This window comes from Paraburkholderia phytofirmans OLGA172 (assembly GCF_001634365.1).
GTDB lineage: Bacteria > Pseudomonadota > Gammaproteobacteria > Burkholderiales > Burkholderiaceae > Paraburkholderia.
The window spans coordinates 39,464-56,089 of sequence record NZ_CP014580.1; the positions used below are offsets into that span (position 1 = coordinate 39,464).

15 protein-coding genes and 1 pseudogene are annotated in these 16,626 nt (G+C 61.5%); 6 read left to right on the top strand and 10 right to left on the bottom strand.

The annotated features are described in order from the left end of the window. Position 1 precedes the first annotated feature (1 nt). The 6 genes from AYM40_RS35740 to AYM40_RS35765 form a co-directional block, all read right to left on the bottom strand. Entirely contained in the window at positions 2-652 is a 651-nt protein-coding gene (locus tag AYM40_RS35740; RefSeq protein ID WP_063500936.1) for a BON domain-containing protein, read from the bottom strand. 202 nt (positions 653-854) lie between these two features. After that, positions 855-1,787: a 1-phosphofructokinase family hexose kinase gene (locus AYM40_RS35745; protein ID WP_063500937.1), complete on the bottom strand. Its 933-nt coding sequence runs from the start codon at positions 1,785-1,787 to the stop codon at positions 855-857. A gap of 40 nt (positions 1,788-1,827) precedes the next feature. Next, complete coding sequence (gene ppsA, locus AYM40_RS35750; protein WP_063500938.1) at positions 1,828-4,233, bottom strand: phosphoenolpyruvate synthase; 2,406 nt, start codon at positions 4,231-4,233, stop codon at positions 1,828-1,830. A gap of 167 nt (positions 4,234-4,400) precedes the next feature. Further along, a complete protein-coding gene (locus AYM40_RS35755; RefSeq protein WP_063501106.1) occupies positions 4,401-4,868 on the bottom strand; it encodes a hypothetical protein in 468 nt (155 codons plus the stop codon). 305 nt (positions 4,869-5,173) lie between these two features. Continuing rightward, complete coding sequence (locus tag AYM40_RS35760) at positions 5,174-6,190, bottom strand: transporter (protein WP_063500939.1); 1,017 nt, start codon at positions 6,188-6,190, stop codon at positions 5,174-5,176. Beyond that, positions 6,191-6,472 carry a ChaB family protein gene (locus AYM40_RS35765; RefSeq protein WP_335341246.1) on the bottom strand — a complete coding sequence of 94 codons (282 nt, stop codon included), beginning with the start codon at positions 6,470-6,472 and terminating at the stop codon, positions 6,191-6,193. 444 nt (positions 6,473-6,916) lie between these two features. On the opposite strand from AYM40_RS35765, the gene AYM40_RS35770 reads away from it, so the two are divergent. Then, positions 6,917-7,909, top strand: a complete 993-nt coding sequence (locus tag AYM40_RS35770) for a hypothetical protein (RefSeq protein WP_063500941.1) — start codon at positions 6,917-6,919, stop codon at positions 7,907-7,909. A gap of 112 nt (positions 7,910-8,021) precedes the next feature. On the opposite strand, the gene AYM40_RS35775 is transcribed toward AYM40_RS35770, so the two are convergent. Beyond that, complete coding sequence (locus AYM40_RS35775) at positions 8,022-8,612, bottom strand: hypothetical protein (RefSeq protein ID WP_063501107.1); 591 nt, start codon at positions 8,610-8,612, stop codon at positions 8,022-8,024. 304 nt (positions 8,613-8,916) lie between these two features. On the opposite strand from AYM40_RS35775, the gene AYM40_RS43955 reads away from it, so the two are divergent. Genes AYM40_RS43955 through AYM40_RS35785 form a run of 3 tightly spaced genes read left to right on the top strand, consistent with a single transcriptional unit; the run spans position 8,917 to position 10,219 of the window. Continuing rightward, complete coding sequence (locus AYM40_RS43955) at positions 8,917-9,360, top strand: universal stress protein (protein ID WP_420488531.1); 444 nt, start codon at positions 8,917-8,919, stop codon at positions 9,358-9,360. Continuing rightward, positions 9,327-9,893, top strand: coding sequence for a DnaJ C-terminal domain-containing protein (locus AYM40_RS35780; protein ID WP_420488532.1), 567 nt, complete (start codon positions 9,327-9,329; stop codon positions 9,891-9,893). Before AYM40_RS43955 ends, AYM40_RS35780 begins: the two co-directional genes overlap by 34 nt. Further along, a complete protein-coding gene (locus AYM40_RS35785; RefSeq protein ID WP_063500942.1) occupies positions 9,890-10,219 on the top strand; it encodes a chaperone modulator CbpM in 330 nt (109 codons plus the stop codon). Before AYM40_RS35780 ends, AYM40_RS35785 begins: the two co-directional genes overlap by 4 nt. Before the next feature lie 134 nt (positions 10,220-10,353). On the opposite strand, the gene AYM40_RS35790 is transcribed toward AYM40_RS35785, so the two are convergent. Next, positions 10,354-10,677 (bottom strand): hypothetical protein, encoded by a 324-nt coding sequence (locus AYM40_RS35790; RefSeq protein WP_063500943.1) that lies wholly within the window; start codon positions 10,675-10,677, stop codon positions 10,354-10,356. A gap of 82 nt (positions 10,678-10,759) precedes the next feature. Between AYM40_RS35790 and AYM40_RS35795 the strand changes: the two genes are divergently transcribed. Continuing rightward, on the top strand, positions 10,760-11,479 hold the full coding sequence (locus AYM40_RS35795) for an IS6 family transposase (protein ID WP_063500944.1): 720 nt from the start codon (positions 10,760-10,762) through the stop codon (positions 11,477-11,479). Positions 11,480-11,505: 26 nt separating this feature from the next. Here AYM40_RS35795 and AYM40_RS35800 read toward each other — a convergent pair. Next, positions 11,506-14,220, bottom strand: a pseudogene (locus AYM40_RS35800) (SNF2-related protein); the annotation flags it as partial. Between the two features lie 35 nt (positions 14,221-14,255). Next, positions 14,256-15,434, bottom strand: a complete 1,179-nt coding sequence (locus AYM40_RS35805; RefSeq protein ID WP_063500945.1) for a tyrosine-type recombinase/integrase — start codon at positions 15,432-15,434, stop codon at positions 14,256-14,258. Positions 15,435-15,615: 181 nt separating this feature from the next. On the opposite strand from AYM40_RS35805, the gene AYM40_RS35810 reads away from it, so the two are divergent. Further along, positions 15,616-16,560 carry a DNA-binding protein gene (locus tag AYM40_RS35810; protein WP_035486548.1) on the top strand — a complete coding sequence of 315 codons (945 nt, stop codon included), beginning with the start codon at positions 15,616-15,618 and terminating at the stop codon, positions 16,558-16,560. Positions 16,561-16,626: the final 66 nt, after the last annotated feature.

Consider the following 16,626-nt stretch of genomic DNA (forward strand, 5'->3'; position numbering starts at 1 on the left):
TTCAGTTGACGCTCAGTTCATCCACCACCCACCGCACGCCTTTGGCTGCCCACGCCACGCCGCATGCTGCCCGCTTTTCCGCCAATGAATCGACGGTTCCGGTCAACCTGACGACGCCATCGTGCACATTCACGTTGACGCGCGCCGACTCGCGCTGCGCCCGCCGCGCCAGCGCCTTGGCGATCTGCGTGTGGATATCGGTGGCAACTTCAGCGCCGCGCACGGTGATCTGATTGGACAGGCCAACCACACCGCGCATGCGGCTCACCGTCGTTTCGGCCGCCTGGCGTTGATAGCCATGGTCAACTTCCCCGCTGAGCGTGATGCAGCCGTGCTCCACGACAACGTGTATCACGTTCTCCGGTACGCCGTCCTGCCATTTCAAAGTCGACATGACCGCCTGGGCCAGCTCTTCGTCCGTGTGCTTCGAAGGCGAGGGCAGCCGCACGACGAGTTCCAGCACAACCGCGCGGCTGTCAGCCACACGTTGTGTGGCTTTCTGCGCGGCGAGTTTCTGCGCATAGCTCGAAACCGAGCCTTCGAGCGTCACGACACGACCGTGAACGGTTACGGTGACATTGCGGGCGTCGACGGCGGAATCCCACAGCAACTCCTGCTCGACGTCATGTTTGAGCGCCTCATCCGACTTCATCTCTTTCTCCTCTGGCAACGCATCCCGCAACCCTGCGCGATGCACAGCTTATGGGGTCGCGCAGCGCGTGCTAAATGTCTTGATACTGGTCAAGCACGTGCCGTATACCCCTGCGCGAAGGCTCTGTAGTCGACTACCGCTCTCATCTGACCGGGCGGATGATCGGACATGCTGCCGGGTCGTGCGGGAGTGGGTGGACATCTCAGCGGCTCTGCACTTCACGATACAGCCGTTCGACGTCGGCCCGCTTGCAAAGCGCCGTACCGGCACTCAACAGTGTCGCCGATGCGGCAGCCACGCCATAGTGAAAAGCCTCATCGAGACTGGCATCACGGTGGAGCGCCCAGACCATCGCAGCCACAAAGCTGTCGCCCGCCCCAATGGAGCTGGACACCTGCACGGGGAGCCCCATTGCCCGCAGGAAGCGCTCGGCCGTCACCAGCACTGCGCCTCGTTCGCCGAGCGTCAGGGCCACAATCTGTGCGCGCCCGTCGCGGACGATTTCCTCTGCTGCGGCAAGCCATTCAGGCTCGCTGTCAAGGGGCTGACCGGTCAGGGACCGCAGCTCATTCAGGCTCGGCTTGACGAGCCACACGCCTGCGTCGAGTGCGGCGGCGAGCGCGGGGCCCGAGGTGTCCAGAACGACACGTGTACCGGGCGCGCAAGTCGAGCGCGCGATCCGCGCATAGCTATCGACTGGCGCGCCGGGGGGCAAGCTGCCACTCATCACCAGATAGCGCGGGGGCGCCCCCAATGCATTGATCTGGTCGATGCACCTTTGGAGGTCGCCTTCCGCGACGGTGGGCCCCGGCATCACGAAGCGGTACTCCCGGCCGGTCGACGTCTCATGAACCGAAAAATTTTCGCGTGTTTCGCCGGTGATCTCGACGCCCTGGCTGGCTACATGTTCCGCATCGAGCAGTTGCTGCAGCACCTGACCTGTTGCGCCTCCGTGGAGATAGAGCGCCACGCAGTCGCCCCCCAGCCGTTGCACCACGCGCGCCACGTTGATCCCGCCGCCGCCGGGATCGCGCTGCGCGGCGCTGCATCTGAGCTTGCGCGTGTCGATGATCTGCTCGACAGACGTTGCCACGTCTACCGCGGGATTCAGCGTTACCGTCACAATTTCTGTCATGATCGTTCCTGTTGTGGGCCTGCGGCGAAACGGGCATCGCCTACTCAGCGATGTCGGAAAGTACAGTCTGTTCAGCGGTCGCAACGCGGCGCTTGACCGCGATGAAACTGTCAGGACTCACCGACATCGAATCGATGCCGCATTCCACGAGAAAGCCGGCGAACTCTGGTTGGTCGCTCGGCGCCTGTCCGCATAAGCCGACATCGGCGCCGACCTTGTGCGCCTGGGTGATGATGCTCTGAATCATCCACCGCACGGCGTCGTCCTGTTCGTCGAACAGTTCGGCGAGTTCCGCCGAGTCACGATCTACACCGAGAGTCAACTGCGTCAGGTCGTTGCTGCCGATCGAGAAGCCATCGAATCGCTGTGCGAACGCCTTGGCCAAAATGACGTTGGAGGGGATTTCGCACATGACGTAGACCTCCAGCCCAGCTTCGCCGCGCCGGATGCCGTTCTCGGCCATCACTTCGAGTACCCGGTCGGCTTCCTTCGTCGAGCGGCAGAACGGAATCATGACGACGACGTTCCTGAAACCCATCTCGTTGCGCAGACGTTGAATCGCCCGGCACTCGAGCGCAAATCCTTCCCGGTAGCGCGGCGAGTAATAGCGCGACGCGCCCCGGAATCCGAGCATCGGATTGTTTTCCTTCGGCTCGAATTCGCTGCCGCCTATCAGATTCGCGTACTCGTTGGTCTTGAAGTCGCTCATGCGGACGACGACGGGGTGAGGGTACTGAACCACCGCAAGCCGCCCCAATCCACGCGCGAGCCGATCCACGAAATACTCGGTCCGATCCTCGTACCCGGCGGTCAACTCGTCGATGGTGCGCTTCGCAGCGTCATCCTTGAGGGAGTCGTACCGTACAAGCGCCATCGGATGGATCTTGATATGGTTACTGACGACGAATTCCATCCGCGCGAGCCCGACGCCGTCGGCGGGAAGCCGCCACCAGCGTAAGGCTGCCGCTGGGTTCGCGAGGTTCAACATGACCTTGGTGCGGGTCGTGGGAATACTGTCAAAGTCGATGTCCTCGACTTCGTAGTCGGCAATGCCTTCGTAGACAAAACCCTCGCGACCTTCCGCGCAGCAGACGGTCACCTCCTGCTCGTTGTGGAGGAGGTGAGTGGCCCTGGTCGCCCCCACGATGGCCGGCAAGCCTAGCTCACGGCTCACGATCGCCGCGTGCGAGGTGCGCCCGCCGTGGTCGGTGACGATGGCAGAGGCGCGCCTCATGATGGGCACCCAGTCGGGGTCTGTCGTGCGCGTGACCAGAATGGCGCCGTCGACGAAGCGCCCCATTTCGCTCGGATTTTCGATGACGCAGACCCTGCCGCTCGCCACCGCTTCGCCGATGCTGACCCCGGCCAGCAGCTGGCGACCCTTTTTCTTGATGTGATAGGTCTTCACCGCACTTGCTTCGCGCCGTGACTGAACCGTTTCCGGCCGCGCCTGCACGACGAACATCTCGTTGGTCTGGCCGTCCTTGGCCCATTCGATGTCCATCGGCTGCCCGTAATGGCGCTCGATGACACAGGCCCAGCGTGACAAGGCCAGGATTTCCTCGTCGCTCAGAACGAAGGCAGCGCGCTCCGCCTTCGAGGTCGGGACATTCCTGGTCGGCTGCCCGCTATCGCTCGTGTAGAGCATCTTGAGGGCTTTCTCGCCGCGCTTCTTGCCGATGATCGGCGACAGGGACGGGTCGGACAGCAGCGGCTTGAATACCTCATATTCGTCGGGGTCGACCGCGCCCTGAACGACGTTTTCCCCGAGGCCCCAGGCCGCGTTGATCAGGACTACCTTGTCGAAGCCCGTCTCGGTGTCGATGGAGAACATCACGCCGGCGCCACTGAGGTCCGACCGGACCATGCGCTGCACGCCAACGGATAACGCCACTTTCAGGTGATCGAAACCTTTCGCCTGCCGGTAACTGATTGCTCGGTCCGTGAAAAGCGACGCGTAGCAGCGCCGGCACGCATCGAGCAAGGCTCGCCCACCTCTGATGTTGAGAAAGGTTTCCTGTTGCCCGGCAAAGCTCGCGTCCGGCAGATCCTCGGCCGTCGCACTCGAGCGCACCGCAACGTCCATTTCATGCTGTGCGGTGCGGCGGTTCAATTCGTCGTAAGCGGCACGAATGGCTTGCGCAGTCTCCTCTGGCCAATCGCCGCGCAGGATGGCACGACGAATGGATTCTCCCGCTTCGGCCAGAGAAAGCTTGCCGTCCGCGAATTCACCGAGCGCAGAGGAGACGGTCTTTTGCAATCCATTCGCGTCGATGAATTGCCGGTAAGCATCGGCTGTGACGGCGAAGCCCGGCGGAACCTTTACACCCTGTCTCGAGAGGTTGGCCACCATCTCGCCGAGCGATGCATTCTTGCCACCGACCCGAGGGACGTCGGCACGCCTCAGTTCCTCGAACCAGACAACCTGTGAAGTGTCATTGGGCATTTGATGCTCCTCTACAGTGGTGGTGCGCCGGAACCTGCCCACTGAGGGGGCAGCGTGCCGCTTCGAACGTTGCAAGCAGTGCGAATCTGCGGTCAGCTAGTCGAGAGCGAAACCGGCCGGGGCGCCTGAAGCCGGTTCGTCGGCGGGAACGTCGCCCGCACGTGCTTTCAAATGCTGATGTAGCCGTGGAACGTCCACGGAAGCCTCATTTGGGAGGGCGGCTGGCTTTCTTCGGCTATGTCCATGCTTAACCCGAAAAAGCCCGGGCTGCCGTCCGACGAAAAGACCGGCACGAAAGAAAAGACCCCGTTGATTGTGACCAGAAAGTCGGGGTTAAAACGAGACGGTGCGTAAATCGTCACTTCACGAAAGAACTGCGGTTCCCCCTCGGGCAATCCAGCAGCTGACATCGTGAGTGGCTGCACAGCATCGTAGTGAGCCGGTAGCTCATAGCGCCGATTTCCCGCTTCAACCAGGTGTGCTGGCGTCAAGGCGAGTTGCACGCCTGGATAGGGGAGAACGTATGCCGGTTGTGCGACCGGGCCATCGGGTCCCAAAACAAGGGGCGGGTGAGCCCACAAACTCAGAGTCAGCGGACTGGTGCGCTGCGCAAAATATTCTGCTAGCCAGTTCATGTCAACCTCCTGGTAGTGCATCGTTTCAACAACGCGCACGCTGTGCCTGCACGACGTTCAGAAGTAGTGCAAACACGTCATTCCCGAAAGGCGGACGAATTCTCAGTGGGCCCGGATTAAAGGGCCTGCGCGATAGTCGATCATTCCGCCTCTCGATGTCTCCGCGTAGTCTTGTCTAGCGTTATTTCAATATATGTGATTGCTTTTGCTGCCAGTTGATGTGCATCAATCCCGCTGGGACTACGGCTGAGACAGATAGGTGCGCCGCAAACCAGGCACTGGCCGGTGATCTGGGCGTGACGATTTCAATCACGTCGCGGGCGGAAAATCAGCCAGGCGGCAACACAGGTCAGCAGCACAGCAATCAGCGCGACGATCCAGAATCCGTGGTTGTCGTATTTCAAGGGCAAGCCGCCTATATTCATGCCCAACAAACCGGAGATCAGGTTGACCGGTAACGCGATAACCGTGACAGCGGTGAGGATCAGCACGCTGCGGTTAGTGTGCTCGGCGACCCGGTCGGCGATTTCCTCTTCGAGCAACTTGATACGCTCCTGGAGTCCGGCCATGTCCCGCAATGTCAGGGAAAACTCCTCTGCGGATTGTCTGAGCGATTGCGCGTCTTCTTCCAGCACCCAGTTCGGCGGTCGGCTGACGAGGCGGAAAAGCGCGGCGGGTTCAGGTGCCAGCAGACGGCGCAGGCGCACCAGATCGCGGCGAATGCCGCCGAGGCTCGACCGGGTTGGCAGTCTGCCGGCGAGCAGCGTTTCATCCACGTCGTTGGCGGCCTGCGCTGCCGTGCGAACAATGCTGATAAGTACATCGGCCTGTTCCTGCAACAGATGGATCAGGAGAGCCATCGGGCTGCGGAAGGTTTCCCCCGCCTCGACCGCCTGTCTTAACTGGCTGACTGAACGCAGCGGGGAACTGCGCACGCTAATGAGACAACGTACGCCGACGTTCACCCACAACGTCGCGACCTTGAGCGGCTTCTTCCGCTCAAGGTCGTACTCGACATCGTTAAGGACGGCGATGAGGGTCTGGTAGACGTGCGTAATTCGTGTCGAGCGAGAGCCTTCCCTAAGGGTATCGCCAAACGCTTCGGGTAGTTGCACATGTTGCAGTGGCCAACCCTGCAGCACGGTAGGGATGTCGTGAAAATGCAGCCAGATGAATTCCGCACTGCCTTCGTCACGATGCTTTAACCATTCGACGGCTGTGTTCGCGTCGATCTCGCGGCCCACGCCGTTCCCCGAGAACAGATAGCCACGGTCCAAAGGGAAATGATCAGTGTTTTGCACCGACAGAAGTTCGGTGGCCATTCAATCCTCCATCTTGCCGGGGCGCGGGTCGCGCGGCATCCATGTATCGGCTTGTTTGACGTGTGAGCGCTTAACCGCCGTCCATGCAATCCGATGAGCGATTTCTTCCTGACGTGACTCTCCGGCATGCGCTGAATAGGCCACGTTGAACGCGTTGCGATAGATATCCTGCGCATGCCCGGGAAGATGATTGCGTAAGGGCGCAGGCAGATCGGCATTGAAATAGTAGGGCATCGGCGTGCGGGGAAAGGCAGGGTATCCCCGATGCGGGTTGAGGTACAACCAGACTAGGTTTAGCGCAGAGGCTAGGGATTGACATGTATCAACCTCCAGAGATCGGTCCGCCCGGCTAACATCCACTGTGCACGCGAGATTCGTTCATCATCCAGTCGAAGTCGCTGGTGCGGTATCTGCTTGACATGGGTCAAGAGCCTGGGCCTTGAGCGGGCTATCGTGCAGGGAGACATGCACCGCAGGCAGGATCGGAATCTAAGGAGACTACGGTGACGAACTCGACGAACCGTAGTTTGCTCCTGGTTGCGTTCGCCGTATGACCTGCGCTTTGGAATCGGTCACGCCCGGCGCGGCCGGTCGGGGAAGGGCGACGTGCTCAATTCCCGATCGCTCGCAGAACTGCGGCCATTGCTGGCGCGCACGCTCAGCGTCGCGGAATCGACCTGACACAGCCACGGTGTGGCGACCCCAATTCGTAATCGGTGAAAGTGCATGAAGCATTTCGATGTGTTCAACGGTGACGCCGACGGAATCTGCGCGCTGCACCAATTGCGTCTCGCTAAGCCATTGCGGTCCTTGCTGATCACGGGTGTTAAGCGCGACGTGACGCTCCTCAGCCGCGTTCCCATCAGACGGGGCATATCGGTGACGGTATTGGACATCTCTCTCGAAACCAATCGAACCGCGTTGCTTGCATTGCTTGAGCATGGCGTCAAGGTTGAATACTTCGATCATCACTTTGCCGGCGTGATTCCCGAACATTCTGACCTGAGCACGTACATCGAGACGACACCCGATATCTGCACGAGCATGCTCGTGGACCGTCATCTGGGAGGACAGCACCGTCTCTGGGCTATTGTTGGTGCCTATGGCGACAACCTCGCGCACGCGGCACAAACACTTGCCGCTAGCAGCAGGCTCCAACCTGGCCAGGTCGAACAACTGCGTGAACTGGGAGAAGCGATCAATTACAACGCCTATGGAGACTGTGAGGCGGACCTCCTGATCCCACCTGCGAGACTTTACGAAACGCTGCGCGCTTATGCCGACCCATTCCAGTTCGTGGAGAATGAGCCGATTGTGCGGGCGCTGTGCGACGCAAGAAGGCACGACATGGAACTGGCGCTGGGACAGTATCCCACTGCTGTCCTCTCTGGCGGGTCAATGTATGTGTTGCCCAATGAGGGATGGGCTCGAAGGGTGCGGGGCAGTTTCTCCAACTTTCTGGCGAGAATATCACCTGATCGTGCTCATGCCGTCCTTACCGTGGATGTGCAGGGCGACTATATGGTGAGCGTGCGTGCGCCGCTCGCCAATCCTTACGGCGCGGACGAGTTATGCAGACGGTTCGCAAGTGGCAGCGGCCGGGTCGGCGCGGCCGGCATTGGTCGGCTTCCGCATGATCGCCTGAGGGACTTCATGCACGCGTTCGACCAAGCCTTTGACGGAGGCGTTGCCGTGACCGGCGACACGCCGCCATCCTGACTGCGTGTCCGTCCACTCGACTACATGGCCGGAGGCGCTCTCAAGCTCATTCGGCGTGGTAAGTTGCCCACCAGGCTGCAAAGGCAAGCGGACAGCCTCCCGGACTACGCCGTCAGTCGTTCTGCTTGCGCAGGGCATCGCGAAACTGCTTGAGGCGGGCCTGATATTGCTCTGACTCGCCATAGAGCAGGAAGCGCTGGTACCTCGCGTGCGTGCCGAGCACCTTGTGAGCGTGCTTGATGGGGCACCAGTACTGTTCGGTGCGTGCGGCGATCTCGGTCGCGTAGGCGATGAGCCCGTTGGCATATTCGCAGTACGCGCAGTGGAATCTTTCCATAACGTTCAGGTATCGCAATTGCCATCGGTCCATCACGATGTAGTCGGCTCGCCTGACTTTCACCATGCCGTAGATCGGAAAGCAGATCGTCTGGTAAACGGATAGGCAGATGTCGAGAAATGCAAGTGGGATGATCAGCCCGTAGATGAACGGCGCCGCCACAAAGTTCAGCGGCGCGCTGTCAAGAAGCCACCGGCCGATGCTGGTTTTCGACTCCTGATGAAGCTTTCTGACCGCCGCGTCGAACTCGACCCGTTTGCCGCTCACCCGATAGAAGAGCCTGGTTTCCTTTTGATGCAACTCGGCTCTCAGATCATCTTCCAGTGTGCTGATCTGATTCAGAATATGCTGGATTTTCTTATCCACATCGACTCCGCCGAAGTGAAGAAACTGCATGTGTTGCCGGCTGTGCGTCGCTCAGCCTGCTTCCGGTCGATCTTCAGGAACGGCGGGTAACCGAGCACTTGACCGCGACTCTAATCTATTGCCCCCCGCCAACCACCGGTTGATCCAGGTCAACCCCACAGTCATACGCGCGCGACTACCGCCATAATTGGCACGGAAGGTACGATAACCCCACGAAGCGCTCAGCATCACCGATCTCGCTCAGGCGCAGCTTCATGCCGTCCATCCCCTGGCCGCAGCAAGTAAGGCGACGGCCGAACGCGGCATGTCGGTTGACACTGAAATCGACGAAACAGAACGGGCGGCGGAGGACCTCCCGAGTCGCCTGCGGCGCTGCGTGCGACGTGAGGGTGGCAACCTTGTCGTGATGGGCACGCAAGGCAGACGTGGCGTGGGCACGGTCGTGCTTGGCAGCGTCGCCGACCGGTTCCTGCGCATGCCGACTTGCCCAGTCATGCTGATCCGATCCGAGACAGGCCTGTCACAGCGGCCTACGACCGCATGGGCAGCGAGCGGCGCAATGGCCAGGACTTCCAGCCGCCGCCGAACTGGGACGAGGGCTTCGAATTCCGCGGCGCGGGGCAACGAGGCCGGCGAACAAGCCGATTTCCACGATCTCTTCGAGAAGATATTCGGCGGCGCGCGTGGCGCGCATCCGCGCATCGGCCTTTCGATGTGCGCGGCGAAGACCATCACGCGAAGGTACTGATTGATCTCGAAGATTCCTATCGCGGCGCCCAGCGCTCGATTTCGCTGCAAATGCCGGTGATCGATGAACGAGGCCATGTTTCGCTAGAAACGCGTACGCTCGATGTATCCATTCCAAAGGGGATTCGCGCGGGGCAGCACCTGCGGCTGAGCGGGCAGGGAGCCGCAGGCGCCACGCCCGGAACTGCCGGCGACCTCTACCTGGAAATCGCCTTTCGGGAACACCCGCGCTTTCGCGTGGACGGGCGCGACGTCTCGCTCGAATTGCCGGTGGCGCCGTGGGAAGCGGGCCTCGGCGCGCAGGTTACCGTGCCGACGCCTGACGGTTCGGTCGAGATGACGGTGCCAGCCGATTCTGCCGGCGGCAGACGCTTGCGGCTCAAAGGCAAGGGCATTCCAGGCAAGCCGCCTGGCGATCTGTATGTGATTCTGAACATCGTGCTGCCGCCGGCGGATAGCGACGCTGCGAAGGCTGCTTACGATGCGATGCGGCAGGCGTTCAACTTCAATCCTCGCGCGCACTTCTATCGGTGATCATCGTGAAAGAGACGAGTAAAACGACCTATTTGCAAGGGCAGATTGTCGACGAGAACGTCGAGTTCACCTTGGTTGAATTGAGCCGGGTGAGCGGGGCATCGGAGGAGGAATTGACGCTCTGGGTGTCGGAGGGCGTGTTTGAGCCACGAGGCGAGCGACCGCAGGAGTGGCGCTTCAGCGGCGCGGCGCTGCGGCGCGTCCGGACCGCACAGCGGCTGGCACACGATTTTCAGATCAACCCTCCCGGAGTCGCGCTAGCCCTCGATCTGCTCGACGAGATCGACGCATTGCGCGCGCGCGTGAAGCGCCCTCGTGGAAACTAGGCGAGCCTGTGCGTGATGTTCTGCTGCACGGCGACCGCCGGGGCCGATCCGAATGATCCGGGCATCAGTCCTGCAAACGCGGAGCTCTGAATCTGAAGTTCGACGCAGCTATTCAGGACAATTGCCTGTGTTTCCTACCTCTGAGCAAGTTGGGTCGATTGGGCCGCGAAGGCGTCGTTGATAACCAGGTTATACGTTACCTCGCTGAATCCGGGATTATCATCCAGCAGTTTTCTCTCCAGGGTTTCGCAATCAGGACGCTTGTCGAGTGCTGCCGAGACATATGCCCGTGCGTCCTGGTTCAGACGGCTGACACGCGCTATCGCCTCGTCTATTTGTTGCAGGGTCTGGTTCGGGTAGATCTCCGAAACAATGATCGCCCCGGAGGATGATGAAGATCCCAGCGGTGTGTCGACGAGGCTATGGTTATAGCGCTCGACACGAAAGACACCATCCATGAACTCTCCCTCTGAGGCTCTGGTGCAAATAGCGTGGTCGAAACGGTTACAGTCTCGGGCCGAACGAGTTTGAGAGCCGACGATGAGTAAGTTTAAGGGTCTGGAGGAGTTGTTCGCGGGGCGCCACTTTGATCGCGAGGTGATCATCCTGTGTGTTCGCTGGTACCTGCGCTACAAGCTCAGCCTGCGAGATCTGGTGGAAATGATGGCCGAGCGAGGACTGTCGCTGGCGCACACCACGATCTTGCGTTGGGTGAAGCGCTATTCGCCCGAATTCGTCAAACGCTGGAACCGTTTTGGCACGCCCACCGGTCAGTCCTGGCGTGTCGATGAGACGTATATCAAACTGCGTGGCCAATGGGTCTACCTTTATCGCGCGGTGGATCGGGCAGGCCAGACAGTAGACTTCATGCTCCGCGCCAAACGCGACGTGGCCGCAGCAAAAGCATTTTTCAAGAAGGCCATCAAGCATCAGGGCCAGCCCCCGAAAACCATCACTCTCGATGGCTCCGCGGCTTCGCATCGCGCGATTCGTGAGATGAAGGAAGACGGCGTGCTTCCCGAAGACACCAACGTCCGGTCCTCGAAGTACCTGAACAACCAAGTCGAGCAAGACCATCGCAACATCAAGTCAAGGACGAACGTCATGCTTGGTTTCAAGCAATTTAAGAACGCCACGATCACGCTTGCGGGCGTTGAATTGATGCATCGCATTCGCAAAGGACAATTTAGCCTCACCCAACTGCGCGTCAAGGATATCACTGTGCCTGCGGTTTGGAATGCGGTCCTCTCGGCTCAGTGAGGCATCCTATCAAAACCATCTTGCTCGACAACCTCCGCTATTTGCACCAGAGCCCGCGCGAGTCCCTTTGCGGTGACGGCGGCACGAACCTTTTCGTGCATCGCGGCGCGTACGGTCTCATACAGGTCGCGCTGCGCGCCTTCGAGTTCGACGGTGCGCACGATGATCGTTTTCGGCGGCAGTTCGGTGGCGACCTCGTCCTTGCGCCGTCGCAGCATGAAGGGACGAATGCGCCGCGCGAGCAGATCGCGACGCACGGTGTCGCCGCCTTTTTCAATGGGCGTGCGCCAGCGCTGCGTGAAATCCTTGTGGGCGCCGAGGAAACCGGGCAACAGGAAGTCGAACTGGGCCCACAGTTCGCCGAGATGGTTCTCGAGCGGTGTGCCAGTCAGGCACAGGCGGTGCCGGGCACGTAGTTCGCGGATCGTGGTGGCGGCCTTGGTGGCGGCATTCTTGACGTACTGGGCTTCGTCGAGGATCAGCAGGTGGTACTCGTGTTCGGCGAGCGCTGACTGGTCGCGCCACAGCAGCGGGTAGGTCGTGAGAATCAGGTCGTGTTTGCGGATCTGGTCAAAGCGCTCGTGGCGCTGCGGGCCGTGCAGATCGAGCACGCGCAGCTCCGGTGTGAAGCGTTGCGCTTCCTCACGCCAGTTGTGCATCAGTGTCGTCGGCACAACGATCAGCGCGGGCCGGTCGAGCCGGCCGGCTTCCTTTTCGGTCAGGATGTGAGCGAGGGTTTGAACCGTTTTGCCAAGTCCCATGTCATCGGCAAGCACGCCCGACAGGCTGTGTTCACGCAGGAACTGCATCCAGCTGAGCCCCTGGCGCTGATAGGTACGCAATTCGGCTTGCAGTCCTCGCGGCACCGGCGTTTCACCCACACCGGGTCCCGCCATCAGGCGCTGCGCAAGCTGCCGGATCGATGCGTCTCCATGAAACTGCCAGCGGCCGGTCCGGTCGAGCGCATCGAGCCGGGCGGCATCCAACTGCGAAATGCGCAGGCCGCCTTCACCGAGTGAATCGAACAGATCGATAAGCACGCGCACAACGGGTTTGAGCCGGTCGGCACGCAGGCGCAGCCGTTCATTGCGGTCGGTCTTCAGATCGACCGGTTCATCGTCGGCAATGGCGTCAAGTCCACCCGACAGCCAGCGGGAGTCGCGCCGGAACAGATCTGCCAGCAGTGGTTCGAGGCGAACCCTCCGGTCGTTGACCGTGATCCCCATCTCGACATCGAACCAGCCGTCACCGGCCTGATGGAGCGCACCGTCGATCGCCTCGATCTCGATGACATTGTGGCGAAACACTTCGGTCATCGCTACCTGCCAGCCGTTTTCGCGTAACCGGGGCAGAGCCTGCTTCATGAAGACGGCCCAGTCTTCGGCATCGTTGGGCCCTAGCATGCCATCCGGAAATGGACGTGGGCCATGGACACGACTGGCTGGAATTTTTCGCAGCCCGGCCTTGTGCAGCTCTGCCAGACGGCGCTGCTCGATATCGAGAGACCGTTTGATCTGCATCACTTCGCCGCTGGCGGTTCGCACGAGTGTGGTGTTGCTTTGCGCGTCGATGTTGACCCCCGTATAATCGAAGCTGACGGTGGCAAAATCGAGCATGTTGGGTGTGTCGGACATCCAGCCCGATCCGTAGGTCGGCAACGTGTTGAGCGACAATGCGGGTACCGGGGTGGTGTCGATGACGCGCACGGCCGATACGTTGTGCGCAGGCGGCAAGGGCAAATCGGGTGCAACTTCGCGCAGCACGTTACCGACCAGTGCGGCTTCGTCGAGCGAAATCGATGGCATCGCCAGGTACTCCGCGAGATCTTCAGCGGGCCACGGCATGTCTACTGTCCCGGCTTCTCCCGAATGAGGGTCCACGTACCAGCAGGGCTGCGTTGTCGTCAACAGCATCGTTGCGGGTGGCTCAGTCTGCAGTACCGGTCGCACACGTGTGTCGGGCTGCGATCGCCAGGCGATCTGTCCGCGGCGCGAAGGCCCGGGATGCAGTACACATGGCGTCCCGGAATGCATGGTGCTCGCGCCCGGCGAGGCAAATGCACGCCCTGTGGCGATAAGTTTTTCCAGGATTGCCGCGCCGGTTGTGCCTTGCAGTCCAAAGCTGCTCGTGTACTCGCGGGAGCGGTCCAGCCACAGCCCTCGCAGGATAGGCAGATCATCTTCGGCAACAAACTTCGGCGGCTTGACGAGCGCGTTCTCCACGTTCTGCCACGCGTCGTCGAGTGAGCGGATCGTGCCGTCGGCACTTACCCTTGCCTTGTAGAGGAAGATTTCCGGATATCCGCGATACGATCCGGCAATCACGTAGGCAAGCGCATGCGTGGCCCTGGCGATCGCGGGCTTCTTGCCTCTGGGAGGTTTGGCCGTGCGTTTCGCCCGAAAGCCTTCGAGCCACGTCACCAGTTCGGGGCGCACGCCGGTGGCGGGCTGCGTCGGGATCAACTCAAGACCCGCGATCAGGAGCGCAGCCACGTGCTTGCAGTCGACGCCGACCGGGCACGTGCATTCGCCTTCAACCCACATGTCGCGATGATCGTCAATATCGTGAAAATGCACACACACGTCATACGGACGGGTCCTTGTGCCTTGCACCTGGCCACTCAGGGTGTCGGCGCTTCGCCAGCGCAGCTCGGAGACGGCGTGGGCGTACTCGCGTGCCTTGGCGAGCGTGTGGGGACCTAACCAGTCCGTGAGTTGCTTGCGATTATAGGAGACAGACATGCTGATGGATTCGGGTTGACGACGCGAGGGGCATTTTACGCGGGCCGGTTGCCGGGTGGCCCGCTCGTTTCCTGCGCGGACGGCACGTGAGTCGTCTGTGCATGGCGGCGATCATCTTCGGCATGCAGATAGATGCCGGTCGTCTCGATCGACGCATGCCGCAGGTTTTTCTGGATGAAGCGCAGGTCGGTGCCGGCGTCCGCCTGATGCGAGGCCGCGCTGTGGCGCAGCCAGTGGGTCGAGGCGCGACGTAGCGTGGTGGCGCCAATTGAATCGATTGCATCGAGCGCGTCAGCGGCACGACGAAAGACGTCCCTGACGATCAGGTAGATCGCCGCGGGTGTCAGATGCCGCGCATCGTCGCCGGCGATGCTCATCACGGCAGGACCGGTCTCGCTCGCGGCCGGTACCGGCGACAGGCCGTGAAAGGCGCGATAGCGCGCAAAGTCGGCCATCAACGCATCGCCAACCGGTACCTCGCCCTCGGCGCCGCCTTTGCCGATGACGTGCAACCACCATTTGCCGCGGCGCTGATAGAAGTCGGCCGCCTTCGCGTGGGCGGCTTCCGAGACACGCAGCGCGGTGTGATACAGCAGGCGGATCAGCCAGCGGCTGCGCTCGTAGTGCTGCTCGTCGCGTTCGGTCAGACGCGGCCACTGCTCGACGCTCGCGAGCACGTGGTCCCACAGCGCGTGCTCGAGATAGCGCTCGACGCGGCGGGACCGCCTGGCTGAAGTCGTACGCCCACGGCGCAGCGCGAGCGGATTGCCGGCCAGATAGCCGGCGCTCACGAGGTACGTCATCAGGCCCGACAGGATGCCCAATGCCTGATGCTGGCTGCGCTCCGACAGCGGCCCCTCGAACAGCCGCCTCGTGCGTCCGCGGCGCGGCCGTTCCGGATCGGCCCAGTCGCCGGTCGGTGCAGCCAGGAAGCGCTCGTAGAACAGGAAGTCCTCGCGCGTGAGACTCGACAGCGGCTTGCCCAGCGTCTGGGTGGCCCACAGCAGCAGGCGTATCGCCTCCTTGCGGTAGCTGCGCAGCGTATGCGGCGACGCGCTGTATTCGGCAAGCCACAGGCGCACCGCTTCGACGTCGGTGTCGGCGGCGATCTGCCTGTGTCCACCGCTCGCGCGATTGGTGCCGAGGCTGCCGTCGAGCGCGGCCGGCAGCACGATAGCGAGAACAGGTTCGGTGGGCGCGACGGCAAGGTTCATGGTGTGACGCGTTCGGGAATCAGGTTTTCGCAGCGTACAGCGAAATAACTTGCGATTATGCGGATTATCATAAATTTCAAACCGATATCATTATGCTTATACCGTTATACAGTAATATACGATTCGATTTTCTCTCCAAACCCATCCACTTCGACCGATTTCACCGGTTAAAACGCATCCTATGAGCCGCATCAGCGATACCCGTTTCCGTACCCGCGAAGCCGCCGCCCGCCTCGTGGCCGCCGGTCGGCTCCCGCATGAGCTCACCGTCGACCTGATCTACGCCGAGATCCGGCAAGGCAGCCGCACCACGATCAACGACGAACTCAAGCTGTGGAAGGACGAGCAGGCGCGCATCGATGCACTGAGCGCTGCGCTGCCGCCGACGGTTGCGAACGCGATGCTGTCGGTCTGGGCGCTCGCGGTCGAACATGGCGAACAGGTCTTCGCCCAGCGCGGCGAAGAGCTCGAGACCGAAGCGACGGCCGCGGCGATACGCGCCGAGTCCCTGGTGACGGCCAACGCAGGTCTTCAGGCCGAAACGCACACGCTGCGCGTCCAGCTTGAGGATCAGCAGACACGTCTTGCCTCGGCCCTGGCCGATCTTGCCCGCGCCCAGGCCGAGCGCGATGCCGCCACCCGGCAGAGCGAAGCCGCCACGATCGAGCGCGATACCCTGCGTGCGCAATCGGAGCAGGCACTGCGCGATGCGCAGTCCGCGCATGCGCGCGAACTCGAAGGACTGCTGGCGGCCCGCACCGAACACGAATCCACCTTGCGGGCGGAAGTCGACCAGGCAACCACCCGGCTCGAAAGCGTCCAAAAGCGCGTGATGATGCAGGCCGATGAAGCACGCGAAGCGCAGCGTCGCGCCGAAGCTGCGCTGTCAAAGACCCAGCAGCGCAACGAACAGCTCGTCGGTGACGTCCAGCGCCTGTCAGCCGAGGCCGCCGAGCAGCGGCGGCTCGCCGAGCGGCACGACAAGCAGCTCGCCAGCGTCATGGATGAAGCACGCGAGCTGCGGCGGGAGCGTGATGCGCTCGCCCAGCAGGTCGCGTCGCTACAAGGTCAGATCAAGACGCACACCAATCCTTCGTCAACGCGCCCGACGAAACGGCCGCGCTAGACTCCAAGGATCACTTCAGCGTAGCTGTGCGCCGCGGAATGCCCAAACATCAAAGAACAAATACAC